The sequence below is a fragment of the Nocardia sp. NPDC052254 genome (assembly GCF_040679495.1).
Taxonomy (GTDB): Bacteria; Actinomycetota; Actinomycetes; order Mycobacteriales; family Mycobacteriaceae; genus Nocardia.
Window position 1 is genome coordinate 481,338 of the sequence record NZ_JBFAUW010000005.1, and the last position, 18,166, is coordinate 499,503.

The following is an 18,166-nucleotide window of genomic DNA, read 5'->3' on the forward strand; positions in this document are numbered from 1 at the left end:
GCATACCGGATAGGCAGGGGCTGTAAGGGTGGGTTCGCAAGAGCTGGCTGCGCGTTGGGCCGACGCGCTCGATGGAGTGGTCGCGCCGACGCTTACCCGGAGCCAGATCGAAACCCTGCTCACCGGCCTCTGCGAGGAATTGCTGGGCGCGCTGCGCGGCACCTCCGGTATCGAGTCCGCGCGGCTGGCGGCGGCCTCACTGGTCGCCGCGAACTACCGGGACGAGGTCGCGGTGAGCCGATCGATCGCGGTGATCTGCCGGGATATGGTCGCCGACCTCTGTCCCGATCCCGGGCAGCCCGGCTGTGCGGAGGTCCGCGACCGGGCCGTCACCGTGGCCGGGGAGTTCGCCGCCGGTTTCACCGCGGCCCTGCGCACGGCCGCGCTCGCCGAACAGGAGACCACCCTGACCGCCGCGCTGGCGGCGGTGCGCGAGGAGCAGGCCCAGCGGCAACTGTCGGAGGCGCGGTTCGCGGCCATCTTCGCCGGCGCCTCGGTGGGAATCGGCACCATCGATGCCCGGACCGGGCGGGTGCGCGATGTGAACGCCGCCTTTGCCGAGATGCTGGGCGTGCCCACCACGGCGATCGTGGGACAGTCGGTCGCCGCGGTACTCGGATCGGACAACATCGGTGAGGCCTACGGTCAGTTCCAGCAGCTGCTGGCCGGAGAACTCGACCGGTTCCGGATGGAGACCTCGCTCACCCGGCAGGACGGACACCACTCCGATATCGACCTGTCGATGTCGGTGGTGCGCGACACCGGCGGCAGTGTGCGCTTTCTCATCGGGGTGGCCGTCGACATCACCGAGCGCAAGGCGCTCGCCGACCGCTTGTGGCACGACGCGCACCACGACGATCTGACCGGGCTGGCCAATCGGCTGCTGTTCTTCGACCGGCTCACCCGGTCCCGTCCCCCGATCGGGCTGTGCTATCTCGATCTGGACGGATTCAAGGAGATCAACGACGACTACGGCCACACCATCGGCGACCGCGTCCTGCGCGTGGTCGCCGAGCGGCTGGGCACGGCGGCCGGGCCGGACGGACTGGCCGCGCGCATCGGCGGCGACGAATTCATCGTCCTGATCGAGCAGTGCGCGGACGAGGAGCAGCTGGTCACGGTGTCCGGACGACTACTCGCCGCGCTGGCCGAACCGGTCGCCGTGGGGGATCGCTCGATCACGGTGGGCGCGTCCATCGGTACCGCACTGGTCAGCCAGTATCCCGATGCGGTCGACGATCTCATGCACGCGGTGGATACCGCGATGTACCGCGACAAGAGTGCCAGGCATCGGCCGGGTGGGCGGTCCCGGCAGCATCAGTAGATCAGCGGGCGACACCCGTCGGGCGGCGTCCCGCCGGGCGGGAGAAGTCCTGCCGGACCTCCTCGGTGCGACCGTCGCCGGTGACGAATGCCGAGCAGCCGGGACATTCGGCGATGATCGAATGCTTGCACTCGGCGATATGGGCGAGGAACCGGTCGGTGGCCTCGTACAGCTCGATCCGCCGCCGCAGTCGCGCCCGCTCGTCGGCCAGCAGTGCGAGCCGCTGCTCGTGCCGGGACAGGCCCAGTTCGCGAATCCGGCTCAGCGACAATCCGGTGCGCTGCATGGCACGGATCAGCCGGGCCTGATCGAGAGTCTTGCTGTCGTAGGCCCGATGCCCCGAGCCACTGCGGGCCGGATACAGGAGCCCCACCGATTCCCAGTGCCGCAGCACATGCGGCTCGACACCGACCGCCGCCGCGGCATCACCGATCTTGAGCCCGTCCATCTCCGCCCCTTTACTTCATGTCGACATCAAGTTTTATCGTGCCACGACACGCGGTGCCGGGCTCGCCGGCCGCGCCCGACCACAGCACGGAGGTACCCCATGCCGGATCCAGCGAGAAAGCCGACACTACTCGAATGCTGCAGTGCCGCAGCGGGTTCCGTTCGCGGCCTGGTGGCGCCGCGACGCCCGGACGCTCGGCTGGTCGCCACGATCACCGATGCCGGGCTGCCCCGGCCACAGGGAACGGTCGCGGTGCGTGCGCTGCCGCAGGCTCCGCGGTCGGTGCCGACCGCCGTGATCGCCGAGGGCTCGCTGCACCCTCTGCGCGTCGACAACGCGCTCACCGCATTCGTCGTCGAACATCCCAGCGCGCGGTTCGTCGTCGATCCCGGGGTCTGCCACGATGTCGGACGGCGTGCGATCGCCGAGTTGCCGGCGGTACTGCGGGCGGTGGTCCGCCCACCGGCAGATACCGTCGCCACCGTCGACTCGCTGCGTGCGCACGCTCCGGAACCACTGGATTTCGCACTGCCCACCCACGCGCACTGGGATCACATCTGCGGGCTGCTGGATCTGCCGGGCCTGCCGGTCCATCTGCACCGTGTCGAGCGGCAGTGGATCTCGTCCGGACCGGTCGCGCCGGTCGGCGGTGTGCGTGCCGCGCTGCGGGACCGGCCGGTCGCCGAATACGAACTCGACGGGCCCCCGGTGCTGACCTTCACCGCGAGTCACGATCTGTTCGGCGACGGCACCGTGATCCTCGTGGACCTCACCGGCCACACACCGGGCAGTGTCGGCGTTCTCGCGCACACCCGCCGGGGGTGGGTGCTACTCGCCGGCGATGCCGCCTGGCACACCCTGCAGATCGAGCGGATTCGCCAGAAGGCGAGCTTCCCGGGCAATTTCGTCGACCAGGACCGCGATGCCACCTTCCGGACGCTGCATCGCCTGCACCTGGCCCGCACCGCGGTGACCATCGTTCCGACCCACGACCACGCGGCCGCCCGTAGCCTGCCGGACGGCCACGCCACCGCACCGGAGTGAACGGATCACCCGGGCATACGGCGCCGCGCACCGGGATAGCGGCCCGGTCCAGCGATCGGCGGTTGGCTATGGATCGGCGCCCCGCATTCCGGCGACCATGACGGTATGACCTCCGAATTCGATATCGGCACCACATATCTGGACACCGCCGCCTACGGCATCCCACCGGCGCGGGCCTTCGCGGCGGTGCGTGCGGTTCTCGACGAATGGGCACGCGGCAACGCCACCCCGTCGCACCACGACGATCGGGTCGATCCGCTGCGCGCGAGCTACGCCCGGCTGCTGTCCGGCGCGACCGCGGCCGACGTGGCGATCGGAGCCTCGGTCGCCACGCTCGTCGGACCGGCGAGCGCCGCACTCGCACCCGGCGCCGAAGTCCTGGTGGCCGCGGGCGATTTCGCCTCCGTCCCCAATCCATTCCGTTACCGGGGCGATCTCCGGATACGCACGGTGCCACTGGAACGGCTCGCACAGGAGGTACGGCCGGAGACGGCGCTGGTGGCCTGCAGCCTGATCCAGTCGGCCGACGGCCGGGCGGTCGAGGTGGCCGCGTTGCGTGCGGCCACCCGGGCACACGACGCACTGCTGCTGTTCGATGTCTCGCAGGCCGCGGGATGGCTGCCGCTGCGCTTCGAGGACGCCGACATCTGGGTCGGCGCGAGTTTCAAATGGCTGCTCGGCGCGCGCAGCGTCGGCCTGCTGGCGATGCGCCCGGAGATCGCCGACCGGCTGCGTCCGCCCTCCCCCGGCTGGTACGCCGCTGCCGATCGGGCGGCGGAAATGTATGCACCGCAACGGCTTGCCGATACCGCGCGGCGCTTCGACGCCACCCCGGACTGGCTCGGAGTGGTGGGCGCGCTGGCCGGTGCCGAACTGCTCGAGGAGATGACGATCGACGCGATTCGCGACCACGATCTGGCACTGGCTGCCCGATTCCGTGCCGGACTGGCCGAGCTCGGCCTCGTGCCCGTTGCCGGTGCGGCGCCGATCGTTTCGATTCCCGGCGCCGGCGCGGCCGTCGGGCATCTGTCCGCCGCCGGTGTCGTCACCACGGCGCGGGCGGGAGCGCTGCGGCTGTCGTTCCACCTCTACAACGACACCGGCGATGTCGACCGGGCGCTGAAGGTGCTGGGCGACATCTTGGATCGGCCCGACCACGGTGGCGTCCGCCCCGCGCCCGGTGCTCCGGCCGAGTGAGCCACGCGACCAGCCGTATCTCACCGCGATGCGGCGCCGGCCGCACCGAAACCCAGCACCGCCCAGCCGGATTCAGGAGGATTTCCGGAGCCGACCGGGCGGCCGCCGCGATTCGGCCTCGACCCGGTCGTGCAACTCGGCCGGAATACGGTCGATGATGGCCGACCGGTTCGCGGCGGCGAGCTTGCGGCGAATGGTGGCCACCTGGGCATCGACCGTGCGCACCGAGGTGCCGCGCCGCATCGCGACCGCGTTGTTCGTCCACCCGGCGGCCACCAGGATCGCGATATCGCTTTCGGCGGGCGACAGTTCCCGCCAGCCCGAATCGTCGTGTTCGCCCGCCGGTTCGGTGATGGCCAGCCGGCCGAGGAAGTAGCGCGGCAGCTCCTGTGCCTCGGGCCGCAATCGGGTGCCCCGCCGCACCGCCGCCTCGTAGCGTTGCGGGCCGAGCACCCCGATCGCGGCGGCCCGTGCCGCGTCCGATCCGCTGATCACCAACGGCACCCGGTCCGAGGCGATCCCCATCGACCGGTGCAGTGCGGCGGTCCCACCCTGCAGATGGGCGATCTCGCGCGCCGCGGCCTCGAGTGCTCCCGTGCGGCCGCCGGATTCGGCCCGGCGGGACAGGATCGTGGCGAGGGCGACGGTGCAGAAGTGGATGATCCAGCCGGCGGTCCAGGTGTCGCCGCGCTCCAGATGCTGGGCGACCCCTTCCCGGCCCCGGCGCACCGCGACCTCGGGATCGCCGTATCGGGATTCGGCGACGACACGCGCGACCTCGGCCCACGACACCGCCCAGAGCGCATCGCTTTTCGCGGCGTCGTCGCGATGGCGGCGAATCTCGCGTTCGGCGATCTCCGGCGAGGCCATACTGGCCGCGGCGAGGACGAGGAACAATTCGCTGCGCTGGCGGCCACCGCGATCGCCCGCGGTGGCGAACTTGTCCCGGGCCCGCGCCAGCACATCGATCGATCGCAGATCCAGATGGATGAGAAACAACTCCAGGCCCCAGGTGAACTCCACCTCGGGGGGCAGGCCGACATCGGTGGCGGTGAACTCGCGCCAGCGGCCGCGTAGCGCCGGGTCGGTCAGACATTCGGCGGCGCACTCGTCCAGCAGCCGGGCGGTGTAGTCGAAACGCCCCTGCCACAGTGCGACCCAGCCGATCAGCGCCTTGGCGGAGGTCCGCAGGACCGCATGTGCGGAATCATCGCCGACGAGATCGAGCGCGCGCTCACCGAGTACCGTGATCGCACGGCTCGCTCCGGTGAAGAACGGCACCCGCAAAGCCATGGCCGCGGTGACGATCTCGAGCCCCAGCACCGCCTCGGCCGGATCACCGAGGCCGGTCTCCACCGCGAGCACCACATCGTCCCAGGACGCCCGGGCCCAGATGATCCATTGCAGCTCGTCCGGCCCATACCAGATCGCCCGTCCGGCAACGACTTTGTCGCGGAAGTACCGGCGGTGGCGGGCCAGCAGCCGGGACTCGGTCAGTGCCCGGGGACCGTCCGGCAACCGGGCGCGCAGGCAGGTACGCGCGAACACTCGCACACTCTCGGGCAGGAAGTAGTGGACCGTGGTCGCCGTCATCCGGGTCGACACCAGCGACCGCTCGACCAGCCGTTGCAGGGTGGTCGCGATCATCGGCTCCGGTAACGCGTCGTCCGCGCACACCGAGCTGATCGCACTGTATTCGACACCACCGCAGCGGATATCGTCGTCACCGGGATCGAATCCGGCCGCGAACACCGACATCCGGTCCAGCAGCAGCCGCTCCGGCGCACTGCACAGCCCATAGGACCAGGCGATGACATCACCGACGGTGCGGTGCCGCGGTTCGCCGCCGGCGCGCACATTCGACGACCAGCGCAGCCGCGCATCGGACCCGTCACCGGTGAGATCACGGAGCAGTTCGGCGGCCGGGCGGTAGCGCAACCGGGCCGCCGCGAGCCGGATGAACAGCGGATTGTTGTCCACATGACGGCAGATCCCCGCGGCGATCTCCAGCTCCGCGGGATGATCGGGCACCGAGCGGCCGGTCAACTCGGCGCGACGCAGAAACAGTTCCAGCGCATGATCGCCGGTGAGGGGTTGTACCGGAACGAGATACTCGTCCGTCCAGCCGATCGGCTCGCGACTGGTCGCCACGACCGTCACATCGGGAATGGAGGTGAGCAGCTCGACGATGATCCGGGCGGCCGACGGCAGCACATGTTCACAGTTGTCCAGCACCATGATCGGCCGCCGGGATCCGAGTGCGGCGAAGGCGTCCGCCAGGCAGTCCTCCGCGCGGCGACCGGACAGGTCCGACGGCGCGACCGCCCGCACGACCTCCTCGGCGACCGCCTCGACATCGGCTCCCGCCTCCAGCCGCGCCAGCCGGACCCACAGCATCTGATCGAGGCCGGTCCGATGCGAGCGGCGCAGCGCCTCCGTGGCCAGCGTCGTCTTTCCGATACCGCCGGGGCCCAGCAGGGTGATCAGGCGCGGACCGCCCGGCTCCAGGAGCTGGGAGATGCGCCGCAATTCCCGTCCTCGGCCGACGAATTGCGAGGCAGCAGGCTCGGTCACGACCCCGCGGTCCCGGGCCGGTCATGCCGCTGCGCGGCTTCGGCTCGCATCCGCTCGGCCGCGTCGGCGGGCAGATGGCCGACGATGTCGGTGCGGGAGCTGATCCCCAATTTCTGCCGGACCATCGCCACCTGCGCGTCGACCGTGCGCACCGAACTCCGACGGCGCCCGGCGATGGCGCTGTTGGGCCAGCCCGCGGCGGCCAGTACCGCCACCTCACGCTCGGCCCGCGACAGTGCTTGCCAGCGATCGGGTTCCGGATGCGCCGGGGCGGTGGCAGCCGCTGGTGCGGTGACACGAACCGGCGGCGCGACGATGCGGCACGGACGCTGTGCGGTGGCCGGAGCGTCACGGCGGCCCTGCTGATGGCGCAGGCTGCGGTAACGCGCGGCGAGCCGGTTGGCCTCGTGCGAATCCCGGCCGTGCAGTTGCGCTCGCGCGTAGATGCGCACGGATTCGGCGAGACTCCATCGAGCCGTCGCACCGGTGAGGCGGACCGTCACCAGTGAGAGTTCCACCAGCCGGTCGAGGATCGCATCGATCGACTCGGCGGCCAGCCGGCGATCGGCGCACACCGCGACGATCGCCTCCCGCTCCGCGCCACCGTCACCGTCGGGTCCGGCGGGAAATACCGAAAGCCGCTGCAGCATGAGCTGTTCGGCCGCATCGCAGCGCCCGGCGGACCAGGCGATCGAAGCTCCGATATCGCGGTGCCGGTTCTCGACCCCGACCCGCGCGCCATCCGACCAATGCAGTCGGCGGTCGTAGGCGTCCCCGCTCACCTCACGAAGGACGGCGACCGGCGGATTCTGTTGCAGGCGGGCCGCGGCCAGGCGCAGCCAGAGCGGGTTGTGATCGACGTGGCGGCAGATCCGGGCGAGGATGGCGGTCTCGGCAGGGCCGGGCTCGATGCGGCGTCCGCCCAGCTCGATCCGAATCCGCAACAGGCGCAGCGCATCCGCGGGTGTGAGTGGCGGGACCTGGACGAGATGTTCGTCGATCCAGCCGATCGGCTCACAACTGGTCGCGATGACGGTGAGATTCGGATCGGCCGCCAGGAGATCCACGAGTTCCGACGCGACCGTGGGCAGTACGCCGTCACAGGCGTCGAGTACCAGGATGTGCGCGGAGATCGAGGGCCGGGACGCGCACATCCGCAATTCCGCGGCCACGGTGGCGGCATCGAGATCGGCCGATGCCAGCCAGCGTGTCGGCCGCTCGACATCACGCCGCAACGATTCGACCGCCAGTCTGGTCTTGCCGATACCGCCGGGACCGACCAGGGTGATCAGGCGGGCGCCGCTCCCGATCAGGGCCGCGATTCGCTCCCGCTGTGCCTGCCTGCCGACGAACTCGCTACTGGTGGCGGGCAGCGCACCGGGACGCGATAGCTGGAACATAGTATGACCAAGTTATCGCACCTGAGTCCCGGTGCACCCGGATTCCCGGCGAACCGGACTCGAATACCGGTCAGCAGATGGATTCGGCCTGCTGATAGTGCATCTGCACCACGGCGCTGTCGAAGGTCATGATGTCGATCAGCTGCAGCCCCGCGGTGTCCAGAGGCTTGGGGAACAGCGGTACCCCGCCGCCGAGTAGTAGCGGATGTACGAACAGCCGGTACTCGTCGACGAGATCGTGCTCCAGGAAATAGGATGCGGTCTCGGCGCCGCCGAACACCACGATGGGCCCGGTCGCCGCGCTGCGCAGCGCGGCGACTTCCGCGATCGGATCGGCGCCGATCACCCGGGTGTTCCAGCCCGGATTCCGGAGGGTATGGGAGAAGACCAGTTTCGGGGTGCGCTTCCAGCATCGCGCGAACTCGACATAGAACGGCGAGATGGCCGGGTCGGAATCCGCATAGGGCCAGAAAGCCGCCATGATTTCGAATGTCTTACGGCCGTAGACGAACATGTCGGCCGAGCGCAGCTCGTCGAGGAAGGACTCGCACAACTCTTCGTCGACCACCGGCCAGTGAACTTCCTGGTCAGGACCCTCCGCATATCCGTCGAGCGACATCTGCATCCACAGTGTCACACTTCCCATCGCTGCCCCATCTGCCGTTGAACGCGGATGTGTGATTGTTCCCAGACAAGACATCGGCGCGCATCGGTAATACCAGGAAGCACCTACCTAAGTACGTGCCGATACTCCCGCAGCGAAGGGTCCGTAGCACTCAGAGCAGTTCGCCGTCCCGGCACAGGCTCGACGACCGCCAGGTCGGCTCGGGCGCGGCACCACGGAAGCGCCACTGCGAGATCGGCCCGGCCGCACGCCAGAACAGCCCGCCCGTGGTCGGAACCGCCTCGTACACATCCTCGGTGCCCTCGATCAGCTGATTGCCCACACAGTAGTCGTTGTAGGAGGTGCCGGGCTGGCGGGCTCCAGGACTGAAGCGGCCCACGGGATTACCGAAGGATCCCGGATTGCCGACGGTGTCGGCCCGGCCGGACGCACCTTCGGTGTTCCAGCGTGCGGCACCGAAAAGATCTGTGCGGCAACCGAAGTCCCAGCCGCCGGCGTGGACGCTGGCACCCTGCGGGAAAGCGTCACCGGCCCAGAGGCAGTACGGCCCGGCCGGCGCTGCCGCGGCCGGCGCTGCCGAGAGGCCGGTCATGGCGGCGCCCGCGGTGATCGCGACGGCGGCGGTGAGAAGGAGGGCTCGGAGGGAGCGGGTACGGGTGGTGGCGGTCATCGGTGTGTCTCCGTTCATCTGCGCTCCGGCGCCATATCACAACCGAAGCAATGGCCACACCACTAATGTACCGCTACCTAACGGCGCATTACATGCGTCATATCCCCAGCGCTGGAGGTAACAGAAATCGCGGAGAACAAAACTGACCGCCCGACGGCGGCGGCTCAGGAATCGGCGAGCGCCTCGGTGAGCGCACTGTCCTGGTCGAGGTAGCGGGCCGCGAACCGGCCGATGAGCTCACCCGCCGCCTGCGCCGGAACGACCCGGACCGCCTCCACACCGGCGGCCATCCGGGCCAGATCGGCCGAGGTGGCCTCGGAGTTCTGGTAGGTGGTCCAGACCGTGCGCTGGAACAGATCGGTGAAACGCCGCGCGATCCGATCGCATTCACCGGCCAGCCGCTCGAACTCGGTGATGATCTCCGCCTCGGGCACCCCGGCGGCGGCGAGCTGATCGGCCGCCCGCAGCAGTGCCGGATCGGCGGCGCGGTAGGTGGTGGCGTCGACCGGCTCGTAGAGGCCGAGGGCGACCACCCGGGACAGCCCGTTGGCCACCTCGCCGAAGCGCCGCTCGAGATCGGTCGCGGCGATGGTCTCCCCGGACGAGTACTGCTCCGACGCGCCGGGCCCGGGCTCGCCGAGGATGTCGCCGAGATCGTCGCCACGGTCCCAGGCGTTGAGCAGCTCCTTGATGCCGTTGAGTTTGATCCCGCGGTCCAGCAGCCGGCTGATCGTCCGAACCCGGTTCAGGTGATCGGCACCGTAGAAACCGGTCCTACCTTTGACCTGCGGCGGGGGCAGCACGCCCCGCTCGTGGTACACCCGCAGGCTGCGCACGGTGGTACCTGCCTCGCGCGCAAGCTCGTCGATGGTGTACTCGGTCCCGGTCGTCATACATCAAGGAAACCACACCAAAATGTGAGCCGGCCGAAAGCGCTGAGCGGCATGCCGGTTCCCAAGCTTGGCCGGTACGGTTGCGGCGTGCGAGGGTAGGAGGACCTATCCTGCTCTGCATGGACGATATGGCGGACGCGCGCCCCAGCGTCGCCGAGCGAGAGCGCGCACTGCAGGAATTGTCACAGCAGCTGGGCGCCGGCAGATTGACGATGACCGAATTCGACGAGCGCACCACCCTGGCCACCCAGGCCGACACCAGAGTCGAGCTGGCCGCGCTGTTCACCGACCTGCCCGGCATCATCCCGGCGCCGCCGGTCACTCCCGACCCGCCCGCAGCCGCCAATCCGCTACCGTCCCTGACCGTACTCGCGGGCGCGATCACCGTGTTCTCGATCGTGTCGGCCTGGGCGGCCGGAAACTGGTTGTGGTTGTTGCTGATCGCCGCCGCTCCGGTCGCGGTCATGGTGTGGCGGGCCCGCGGCGTCGCCTGAGGCATTCACCACCGGGTCCGTGGGCGTACCTGATTGGCCAGGTCGACGAGCCGGTAGCGATGCAACCGGTCCGGTGCGGTCCGGGCCAGCGCGCGTAGCGAGACCTCCAATCCCTCCTGCAAGCCGGATTCGGTGAGCGCGAAGCCCAGCAGCGTGGCGTCCGGGTGCCGCGGCAGGCCACCCGCGCGCAGCCATTCCAGCGCCGCACCCACCACGACGACCTGCAGTTGCAGTGCCCGCGGTTCCTCGGCCAGCGCACCGAGCCGCGCGGCCGCGGTGGCCAGATCCTCGGCGGTGACCTCGGCGACCGGCCGCGACACCAGCAACAGACCGCCGGTCATGTGGGCGACCGCGTAATGCCGTGACGAGGTCGGTACCCGATCGAGCACTTCCACCGCGGCCAGCGACTCGTTGTCGGCGGCCAACCGCCGGGCCAGGCCGAACGCGGCACTGACCACACCGCGGTTGGTATGCCAGACGGTGCGATAGCTCTCGATCGCCGCACGGTGCCAGCCGTCCGCGTCGGCCGGCAATTCGAGGTGCTGCAGAACCAGCTCCGCACTGGCCGCCAGTGCCAGCGGCGGCGCGATCTCACCGGGCAGCATGGCGCGCACGATCTCGAAGTGCGGATAGGCACTCTCGAATTCGCCGTCCAGCAGATCCGCGATCCCCCGGTACCACGACAGCCGCCAATCGGAGCTGTAGCGAATCGCCAACTCCTGCAACAGCGCCCGTGCCGCGAGCACCTCCCCCAGATCCAGATGCGCGCGCACCGCGGCCAGCGCACCCTCGAGTTCGAAGGAGGCCGGCTCGGCCATCACACCGGAGGTGATGCGATCACGCATGCGCAGCAACGTGTCCAGGGCATGGCGCGGATCACCGTGCAGCAGAGTCGAGATCACCTCGGCACTGGGATCGGTGCCGTCGATGAGCGGTACCGGCAGTGCCGCCACGACCGCGCGGGCGTCCAGGACCGGCATGCGGTGACGGCCGTCGACGATGCCGTCGATCTGGCCGATCAGCGTCTCGATGCCGAAATCGCCTCGCATGGTGCCGAATTCGACCGATGCCTGCGGATACTCACGGTCGGTGTCGGCGGCCAGCACCATCCGCAATACCCCGGTGAGCTGGCAGTACATCGAATAGGTGGAGGGAAACCGGCGTGCCGGATCGACATGGGTGGCGCGGCCGAGCAGGCGCTGCAGCGCCGGATACCGCCGCAGCAGCGGCTGCTCGTCCGGCCCCGGGATTCCCGGTGGGTGATGGCCCTGTTCGTCGCGCGGCAGGGTCAGCGCCAGTGCGGCCAGGGTCCGGCCCACGGTGTAGATGTCGGAGGCGACGGTGGGGCCGGTCTCGACGATCTCCGGCGCCTGGAATCCGGGTGTGCCGTAGATGCTCCCGAAGGACTCCATGGCCGCCACGGCGCCCAGATCGATGAGTTTGACCTCGTCGTCGCCGACCATGATGTTGTCGGGCTTGAGGTCGTTGTAGGACAGCCCGAACGCGTGCAGATAGTCCAGCGCGGGCAGGACCTCCATCACGTAGGCGATCGCCTCGGCCACCGGAATTCGTTGCGGGGCGAGCTGATCGAGTACTCGCTTGAGCGACTGCCCGCCCACGTACTCCATGACGATGTAACCGTCGGCCACATCGCGGCCCGGGCATCGATGCTTGACGAAGTTGTAGATCTTCACGATGCCGGGATAGGCGACCTCAGACAGGAACTGCCGCTCGGCCAGCGCCACCACGTGGGCCTCGAAATCCTGTGGATTCTGCAGCCCCTTGAGCACCACCCAGCGATCGCTGACATTGCGATCGACGGCCAGGTAGATCCAGCCCAGCCCACCGTGGGCCAGACAGCCCTGCACCTCGTACTGACCCGCGACCACCTCACCGGTTCCCAGGATGGGGCGGAAGCTGAACGGCGATCCGCAGTTGCCACAGTCGCCCGCCACCGGGCCGCTGCCCGCGTCGCCGGAGCGGCCGACCGGCTTGTTGCACTTCCAGCAGAACCGTTTGTGCTCCGGAACTTCCGGATCGTCGAGCACCGCCGAACGCGGATCCACGGGCATCACCCGCGGCATGTCCACCAGGCCCGCCCCCAGGCGGCGCGGGCTCGGCCGGGAACGGGCACTGCGGCCCGATCCACTGTCCGGCCCGAGACCGTCCAGGCCGAGCAGGTCCGAGCTCAGGACGCCGAGGGTGCCCGGATCAGGGTCGGCCGGTGGCGTGCCGCCGGTTACCGGGTGGTGGACCGGCTCGGAATCGGGAACAGCGGGTATCGATTGCCGCGCCGACTGCTCGACATCGGCCCGGAGTCGTTGCGACGCTTCACCCCCGCCACGCCGGGTCGTCCACGGATGGACTTCCGGGCCAGGCACCTCGCTGCCCCGGATCCGGCGATTCGCCCACGGATGCGGGACTGGCGTATCGGGTCGTTCCGGCATGAGAAACCTTCCGAGACCGCTGCTGAACCGGGGCTTCATTCTGGTTCCCCGGCCGCGACCTCGCGCCTCCGGGGTTCCCAGCCCCGGGAAGCGATCCGCCCCGGTGGTACCGGGGCGGATCGGGTGCTCACTTCTCGTCGGAACCGGCCGGCGACGGCGGGTCCTCCGATTCGTCCGCCTTCGCCGGTGTGGCGTCGGGGGTTTCGGCCGATGCGACCGGGGCTGCCGGCGTGGTCGCATCCTCACTTCCGTCGTGCTGCAGCGGGCGTTCGGCCAGCACTGGGAACTGACCGGTGTAACCCATTCGCTCGGTCGCCACGGCCAGCACCTTCCGCCGGGCCACGAACCAGCCCACGACCAGCGCCGGGAGCATCACGCACACCATGGCGAGCACCGCGAAGCGTTGTGCCGCCTCATGGTTACAGGCCTGCAGTACGACCACCAGTGCAAGGAAGCCCAGCGTCGCGAAACTGGTGTAGGGCGCACCGATCAACCGGAACGAAGGCCGCTCCGCCTTACCCGTACGCGACCACCGCCACAGCTGCAGCTGACACAGGATGATCGCGGTCCACGCGAAGATCGTGCCCAGCGCCGACATGTTCAGCACGATCTCGAATGCCTGGTCCGGCACCACCGCGTTGAGCCCCACGCCGATCAGCGCGATCGCGCCCGTGGCGAGGATGCCGACATAGGGCACACCGGAACTCGACATGCGCGAGGCCACCGACGGGGCACTGCCGTTCATCGACATCGAGCGCAGAATGCGGCCGGTGGAATACAGACCGGCATTGAGGCTGGAGAAGGCCGCGGTCAGCACGACCACATTCATGACCGACCCCGCGCCGCCCACGCCCAGCTTGGAGAAGAAGGTGACGAACGGGCTCTCACCGGAGTGGAACGCGGTGTAGGGCAGCAGCAGTCCGAGCAGAATCAGCGAGCCGACGTAGAACAGCGCGATACGAGCGATCACCGAATTGATCGCGCGCGGCATGATCTTCTCCGGGTTCTCCGCCTCACCCGCCGCCGTGCCGACGAGTTCCACTGCCGCGTAGGCGAATACGACACCGGTGGTGACGGTGACCAGTGGCAGGAATCCGGTCGGGAACAGTCCGCCGTGCGCACTGAGCAGGCTCGGACCCGTGGTCGCACCATCGAGGTCGAAACGCCCGGCCAGGAAGATCGTGCCGACGATCAGGAAGGCCATCAGCGCGACCACCTTGATCAGCGCGGCCCAGAACTCCAGCTCACCGAACCAGCGCACCGAGATCAGGTTGATGCTGACCACGATGGCCAGCGCGATCAAGGCGATCGCCCACTGCGGGATCACCTTGGTCGCTCCCCAGTAATGGACATAGGTCGCGATGGCGGTGATGTCTACGATGCCGGTCATACACCAGTGGAAGAAGTACATCCAGCCGACGCCGAAAGCCAGCTTCTCCCCGTAGAACTCACGGGCGTAGGAGACGAACGATCCCGAGGAGGGACGGTGCAGCACCAGCTCGCCGAGCGCGCGCAGGATGAAGAAGACGAAGATTCCGCAGACTGCGTAGACCAGGAACAGGCCCGGCCCCGCATCGTGCAGCCGGCTGGCCGAGCCGAGGAACAGGCCGGTGCCGATGGCACCGCCGATGGCGATCATCTGCAGCTGCCGCGGGCGCAGCGATTTGTGATAGCCCGCATCCTCGGCATGCAGCGCGTCCGTGGGCGCCGTCGCCTCCGAAGGAGGTCGAACAGTTGTCATGATGGAGGACCTTTCACGTGACGGCGATCATATCTTCAAGCAATGTACCGTCATTTAACGGCACGTTCAATACGTGTGTTGGGTTGTAACGCAAAGGAAATGAGTACACCGCACCCGGATCCGGAAACCATACCGATAGGTATCGGTACAATGTGCAGGTAGACAGTCGAGGGAGAGTGTGCGGATATGGCCTGGTTCGAGCGGGAATTCATCGCCGTCCCGGACGGCCACAAGGACCAGCTGGTCTACAAATGGCCCGACGTCAACATCCGACGCTACAGCCGGACGATAGTCAACGCCGATCAGATCGCGCTGTTCGTCAAGTCCGGGCATGTCGTGGCGACCATGGGGCCGGGGCGGCACCGCGTGGACGCCGACGAACTGCCGGTCCTGGGCGCACTGGTCGACACCGTCACCGGAAACAACTTCTACCGCGCGGAACTGTATTTCGTCTCCACGCGTGAGTTCGCCGGTGTGAGATTCGGCGGACGGCTCGACGATATCGCGGACCCGGCCAGTGAACAGGTGGTCACGCTGCGGGTCTTCGGCGAATTCGCCCTGGCCATCCGCGATCCCGCCCAGTTGATCACCTCCCTCGTCGGCACCACCGACCTCACCGACCCTGCCGGAATTCAGTCATGGTGTGCGGATCTGCTACTCAAGTCGATGAAGATGACCGTGTCACACGGTATCTCGAACGGTGAGTGGCAGGTGCTGGGACTCTCGGCGCAATTGCAGCCGATCGAGACCGAGGTGGTGCGACGGACCAACCTCACCCTGTACGAGTACGGACTGCGGATCTCGCGGATGGGCAACTTCGACATCACCCTCGCCCCCGAGGACGCCGAGCGGATCAAGCGGCTCGCGAAGGATGTCACCTATATCCGGCTGGCCGGGGATTTCCAGCGCTACGCCGCGGGCGAGATGGCGCTGGGCGCCGGTCAGGGCATGGCGAACGGGCACAGTGGCGCGGAGGGCGGATTCCTCGGCGCCACACTGGGATTGGGTGCCATCGGCAATATGGGAGCCATGGGTCACCCGGGCGCCGGCGGGCCGGCGGCATCACCCTGGGCCGGCGGGCCGGCCTCGCCACCACCACAGCAGCCGGCGGTCACCCGGACCCCGCCGCCCGCGCGGGACGAGGACGTTCCCGCCGCGCTGACCGCCGGGGAAACGGTCTGCACCGGATGCGGCACCGGTAACCCGCGCTCCGCACGGTTCTGTATGCAATGCGGTACCCGGCTGGCCGTCCTGCCACGGCACTGCACCGAGTGCGGTACGGAATTGACCGCCGCGGCACGCTTCTGCGGAGCCTGCGGCACCGCGGCTCCGGCCTGAGCGGCCGCTCCGAGCGGAACAACGCTACGGCCGGGCGTCCCGGTTCCGAATACAGCGATGCCACGCGCCCGGTTCACGGAGCGCGCGGCATCGGTATCGGCTCCGGAGCAGATCAGCCCCGGACCGGGTTCGGGTACGCCGGTCCCAGTCGGCGCACCCGAACCCACCGGCAGGTCAGCTGGGCACCGTCGCCGTCGTTTCGGCGCTGCCGACCATGCTGCGGACCTGGCGTGCGGCCACGGAGAGGGTGGCCAGGTCATGGGCATCGGAAGCGAAGATCTCACCGAGCGCCGCACGCGCTCGACTCAGCCGGGACCGGTTGGTCGATTCCCAGTACGCGATCTTCTCCTCGGGGCTGTCCTCCGGTTCGGCGGTGGTCAGCACATCGGCGGTCAGCGATCGCAGCGAATCGTAGAGATCCTCGCGAACCGCCAAGCGCGCCAGCGTCCGCCACCGGTCGTCACGATCCAGTCCAGCGACCGCGGACAGCAGCCGCTGGATCTCGAAATGGGCGTCCAGCGCGTAGTACAGCGAGGCGACCTCGTCGGGCTCCCGCTCGCAGATATCGGCGATATCGAGCACGTCCAGCAGCGGGAAACGGTGGATCAGCAGGAAGACTTCCTCGGCCAGTTCCCGCGGCGCGCCGTGCTCGATCGGCCCGCCCGAGCGCGCCGCCATATCGTCGGCCACCCCACCCGGACGCCACGCCTGCACCTTCGACGCCAGCGTGCGTACGCCGTCGCGGTACCGGGCGATACCGGCACCCACCGCGATCGGCTGCGGCCGGTTGGTCAGCAGCCAGCGCGCCGCCCGATCGAGGGTCCGCTTGGTCTCGAGTTCGAGTTCGTTGCGAGCGACCGCGGACATCGGCGTGGTGCGAATGCGTTCCCACAGCGTGCGCAGATCGAAGATCTCCACGGCGGCGGTGAAGGCACGCACCGCGTCGTCGGTGGTGGCCCCGGCCTCCTCGGCGAGCCGGAAGGCATAGGTGATACCGCCGTAGTCGACCATGTCGTTGACCACCATGGTGGCCAGGATTTCGCGGCGCAACGGATGGCGGCCGATCGCGGCGGCGAACCGCTCGCGCAGCGGGGTCGGGAAATAGCCGGGCAGCGACGCCTCGAAGGCGCTGTTGTCGAGCAGATCACCACCGAGCAGATCGGCCTTGAGCGAAAGCTTCACGTGGGCCAGAAGATTCGCCAGCTCCGGCGAGGTCAGCCCGGCGCCCGCCGCGGCGCGGCGATCCAGTTCGGCCTCCGACGGCAGCGCTTCGAGCTGCCGGTCCACGCCACGTCGAGTCTCCAACTCCGCGATGAGCCGACGGTGCACCTCCACCATGGCAGCCGCGTTCGACCGCGACAGGCCCATGCGGAAATTCTGCGAGATGTTGTCGCGCAGTACCAGATCCGACACCTCGTCGGTCATATCGGCGAGCAGGGCATTGCGGTCGTCGGCGGCGAGGTCGCCGGCCGAGATCGCCGCGCCCAGCAGCACCTTGATGTTGACCTCGTGGTCGGAGCAGTCCACACCGGCGGAGTTGTCCAGGGCGTCGGTGTTCATCCGGCCCCCGTTCCGGCAGAACTCGATCCGGCCCAGGGCGGTCGCACCCAGATTGCCGCCCTCACCGATCACCTTGACCCGCAACAGATCCGCGTCGACACGCACGGCGTCGTTGGACTTGTCACCGACGTCGGCATGCGATTCGGTGCTGGCCTTGATGTAGGTGCCGATACCGCCGTTCCACAACAGGTCGACCGGGGCCTGCAGAATCGCCCGGATCATCTCGGGCGGCGACAGCGTGCTCACGCCCGGATCCAGCTGCAGTGCGGCGCGAATCTGCGGGGTGACCGTGATGGCCTTGGCCGACCGGTCGAAAACGCCGCCGCCGGTGCTGATCAACGACGCGTCGTAATCCGCCCACGACGACCGCGGCAACCCGAACAACCGCAACCGCTCCGCAAACGACGACGC

Annotated in this window: 14 protein-coding genes; 5 read left to right on the plus strand and 9 right to left on the minus strand. The window is 68.8% G+C overall.

Annotation, left to right across the window (positions count from 1 at the left end; translation table 11 throughout):
* The first annotated feature begins 28 nt into the window (after positions 1–28).
* Positions 29–1,324: a sensor domain-containing diguanylate cyclase gene (locus tag AB0L57_RS16720; protein WP_364962344.1), complete on the plus strand. Its 1,296-nt coding sequence runs from the start codon at positions 29–31 to the stop codon at positions 1,322–1,324.
* A gap of 1 nt (position 1,325) precedes the next feature.
* On the opposite strand, the gene AB0L57_RS16725 is transcribed toward AB0L57_RS16720, so the two are convergent.
* On the minus strand, positions 1,326–1,772 hold the full coding sequence (locus AB0L57_RS16725) for a MerR family transcriptional regulator (protein WP_364962347.1): 447 nt from the start codon (positions 1,770–1,772) through the stop codon (positions 1,326–1,328).
* 99 nt (positions 1,773–1,871) lie between these two features.
* Between AB0L57_RS16725 and AB0L57_RS16730 the strand changes: the two genes are divergently transcribed.
* Entirely contained in the window at positions 1,872–2,816 is a 945-nt protein-coding gene (locus AB0L57_RS16730) for an MBL fold metallo-hydrolase (protein WP_364962350.1), read from the plus strand.
* A 105-nt stretch (positions 2,817–2,921) separates the two neighbouring features.
* Positions 2,922–4,013, plus strand: a complete 1,092-nt coding sequence (locus tag AB0L57_RS16735) for an aminotransferase class V-fold PLP-dependent enzyme (protein ID WP_364962353.1) — start codon at positions 2,922–2,924, stop codon at positions 4,011–4,013.
* Between the two features lie 72 nt (positions 4,014–4,085).
* Here the strand turns inward: AB0L57_RS16735 and AB0L57_RS16740 are convergent, their stop codons facing one another.
* The 5 genes from AB0L57_RS16740 to AB0L57_RS16760 all read right to left on the minus strand — a co-directional run bounded on the left by AB0L57_RS16740 (position 4,086) and on the right by AB0L57_RS16760 (position 10,175).
* Complete coding sequence (locus tag AB0L57_RS16740) at positions 4,086–6,587, minus strand: AAA family ATPase (protein ID WP_364962355.1); 2,502 nt, start codon at positions 6,585–6,587, stop codon at positions 4,086–4,088.
* The gene (locus tag AB0L57_RS16745; RefSeq protein WP_364962358.1) at positions 6,584–7,987 is read right to left on the minus strand and encodes an AAA family ATPase; all 1,404 of its coding nucleotides are present in this window, start codon (positions 7,985–7,987) and stop codon (positions 6,584–6,586) included. The genes AB0L57_RS16740 and AB0L57_RS16745 overlap by 4 nt, the downstream gene beginning before the upstream one ends.
* 70 nt (positions 7,988–8,057) lie before the next feature.
* On the minus strand, positions 8,058–8,633 hold the full coding sequence (locus AB0L57_RS16750) for a dihydrofolate reductase family protein (RefSeq protein ID WP_364962360.1): 576 nt from the start codon (positions 8,631–8,633) through the stop codon (positions 8,058–8,060).
* 130 nt (positions 8,634–8,763) lie between these two features.
* Positions 8,764–9,282 carry a hypothetical protein gene (locus tag AB0L57_RS16755; RefSeq protein WP_364962363.1) on the minus strand — a complete coding sequence of 173 codons (519 nt, stop codon included), beginning with the start codon at positions 9,280–9,282 and terminating at the stop codon, positions 8,764–8,766.
* 164 nt (positions 9,283–9,446) lie between these two features.
* Positions 9,447–10,175 carry a MerR family transcriptional regulator gene (locus tag AB0L57_RS16760; protein WP_364962365.1) on the minus strand — a complete coding sequence of 243 codons (729 nt, stop codon included), beginning with the start codon at positions 10,173–10,175 and terminating at the stop codon, positions 9,447–9,449.
* A gap of 119 nt (positions 10,176–10,294) precedes the next feature.
* Between AB0L57_RS16760 and AB0L57_RS16765 the strand changes: the two genes are divergently transcribed.
* The gene (locus tag AB0L57_RS16765; protein WP_364962368.1) at positions 10,295–10,669 is read left to right on the plus strand and encodes a DUF1707 domain-containing protein; all 375 of its coding nucleotides are present in this window, start codon (positions 10,295–10,297) and stop codon (positions 10,667–10,669) included.
* Between the two features lie 5 nt (positions 10,670–10,674).
* Here AB0L57_RS16765 and AB0L57_RS16770 read toward each other — a convergent pair whose 3' ends face one another.
* Both AB0L57_RS16770 and AB0L57_RS16775 read right to left on the minus strand, forming a co-directional pair.
* Positions 10,675–13,116, minus strand: a complete 2,442-nt coding sequence (locus tag AB0L57_RS16770) for a tetratricopeptide repeat protein (RefSeq protein WP_364962371.1) — start codon at positions 13,114–13,116, stop codon at positions 10,675–10,677.
* Positions 13,117–13,243: 127 nt separating this feature from the next.
* On the minus strand, positions 13,244–14,857 hold the full coding sequence (locus tag AB0L57_RS16775) for an amino acid permease (protein ID WP_364962373.1): 1,614 nt from the start codon (positions 14,855–14,857) through the stop codon (positions 13,244–13,246).
* Positions 14,858–15,043: 186 nt separating this feature from the next.
* Here AB0L57_RS16775 and AB0L57_RS16780 point away from each other — a divergent pair, with 186 nt between their 5' ends.
* Positions 15,044–16,195: an SPFH domain-containing protein gene (locus tag AB0L57_RS16780; protein WP_364962376.1), complete on the plus strand. Its 1,152-nt coding sequence runs from the start codon at positions 15,044–15,046 to the stop codon at positions 16,193–16,195.
* A gap of 174 nt (positions 16,196–16,369) precedes the next feature.
* On the opposite strand, the gene AB0L57_RS16785 is transcribed toward AB0L57_RS16780, so the two are convergent.
* Positions 16,370–18,166: NAD-glutamate dehydrogenase domain-containing protein (locus AB0L57_RS16785; RefSeq protein WP_364962380.1), on the minus strand; the 1,797-nt coding region annotated here is incomplete at its 5' end.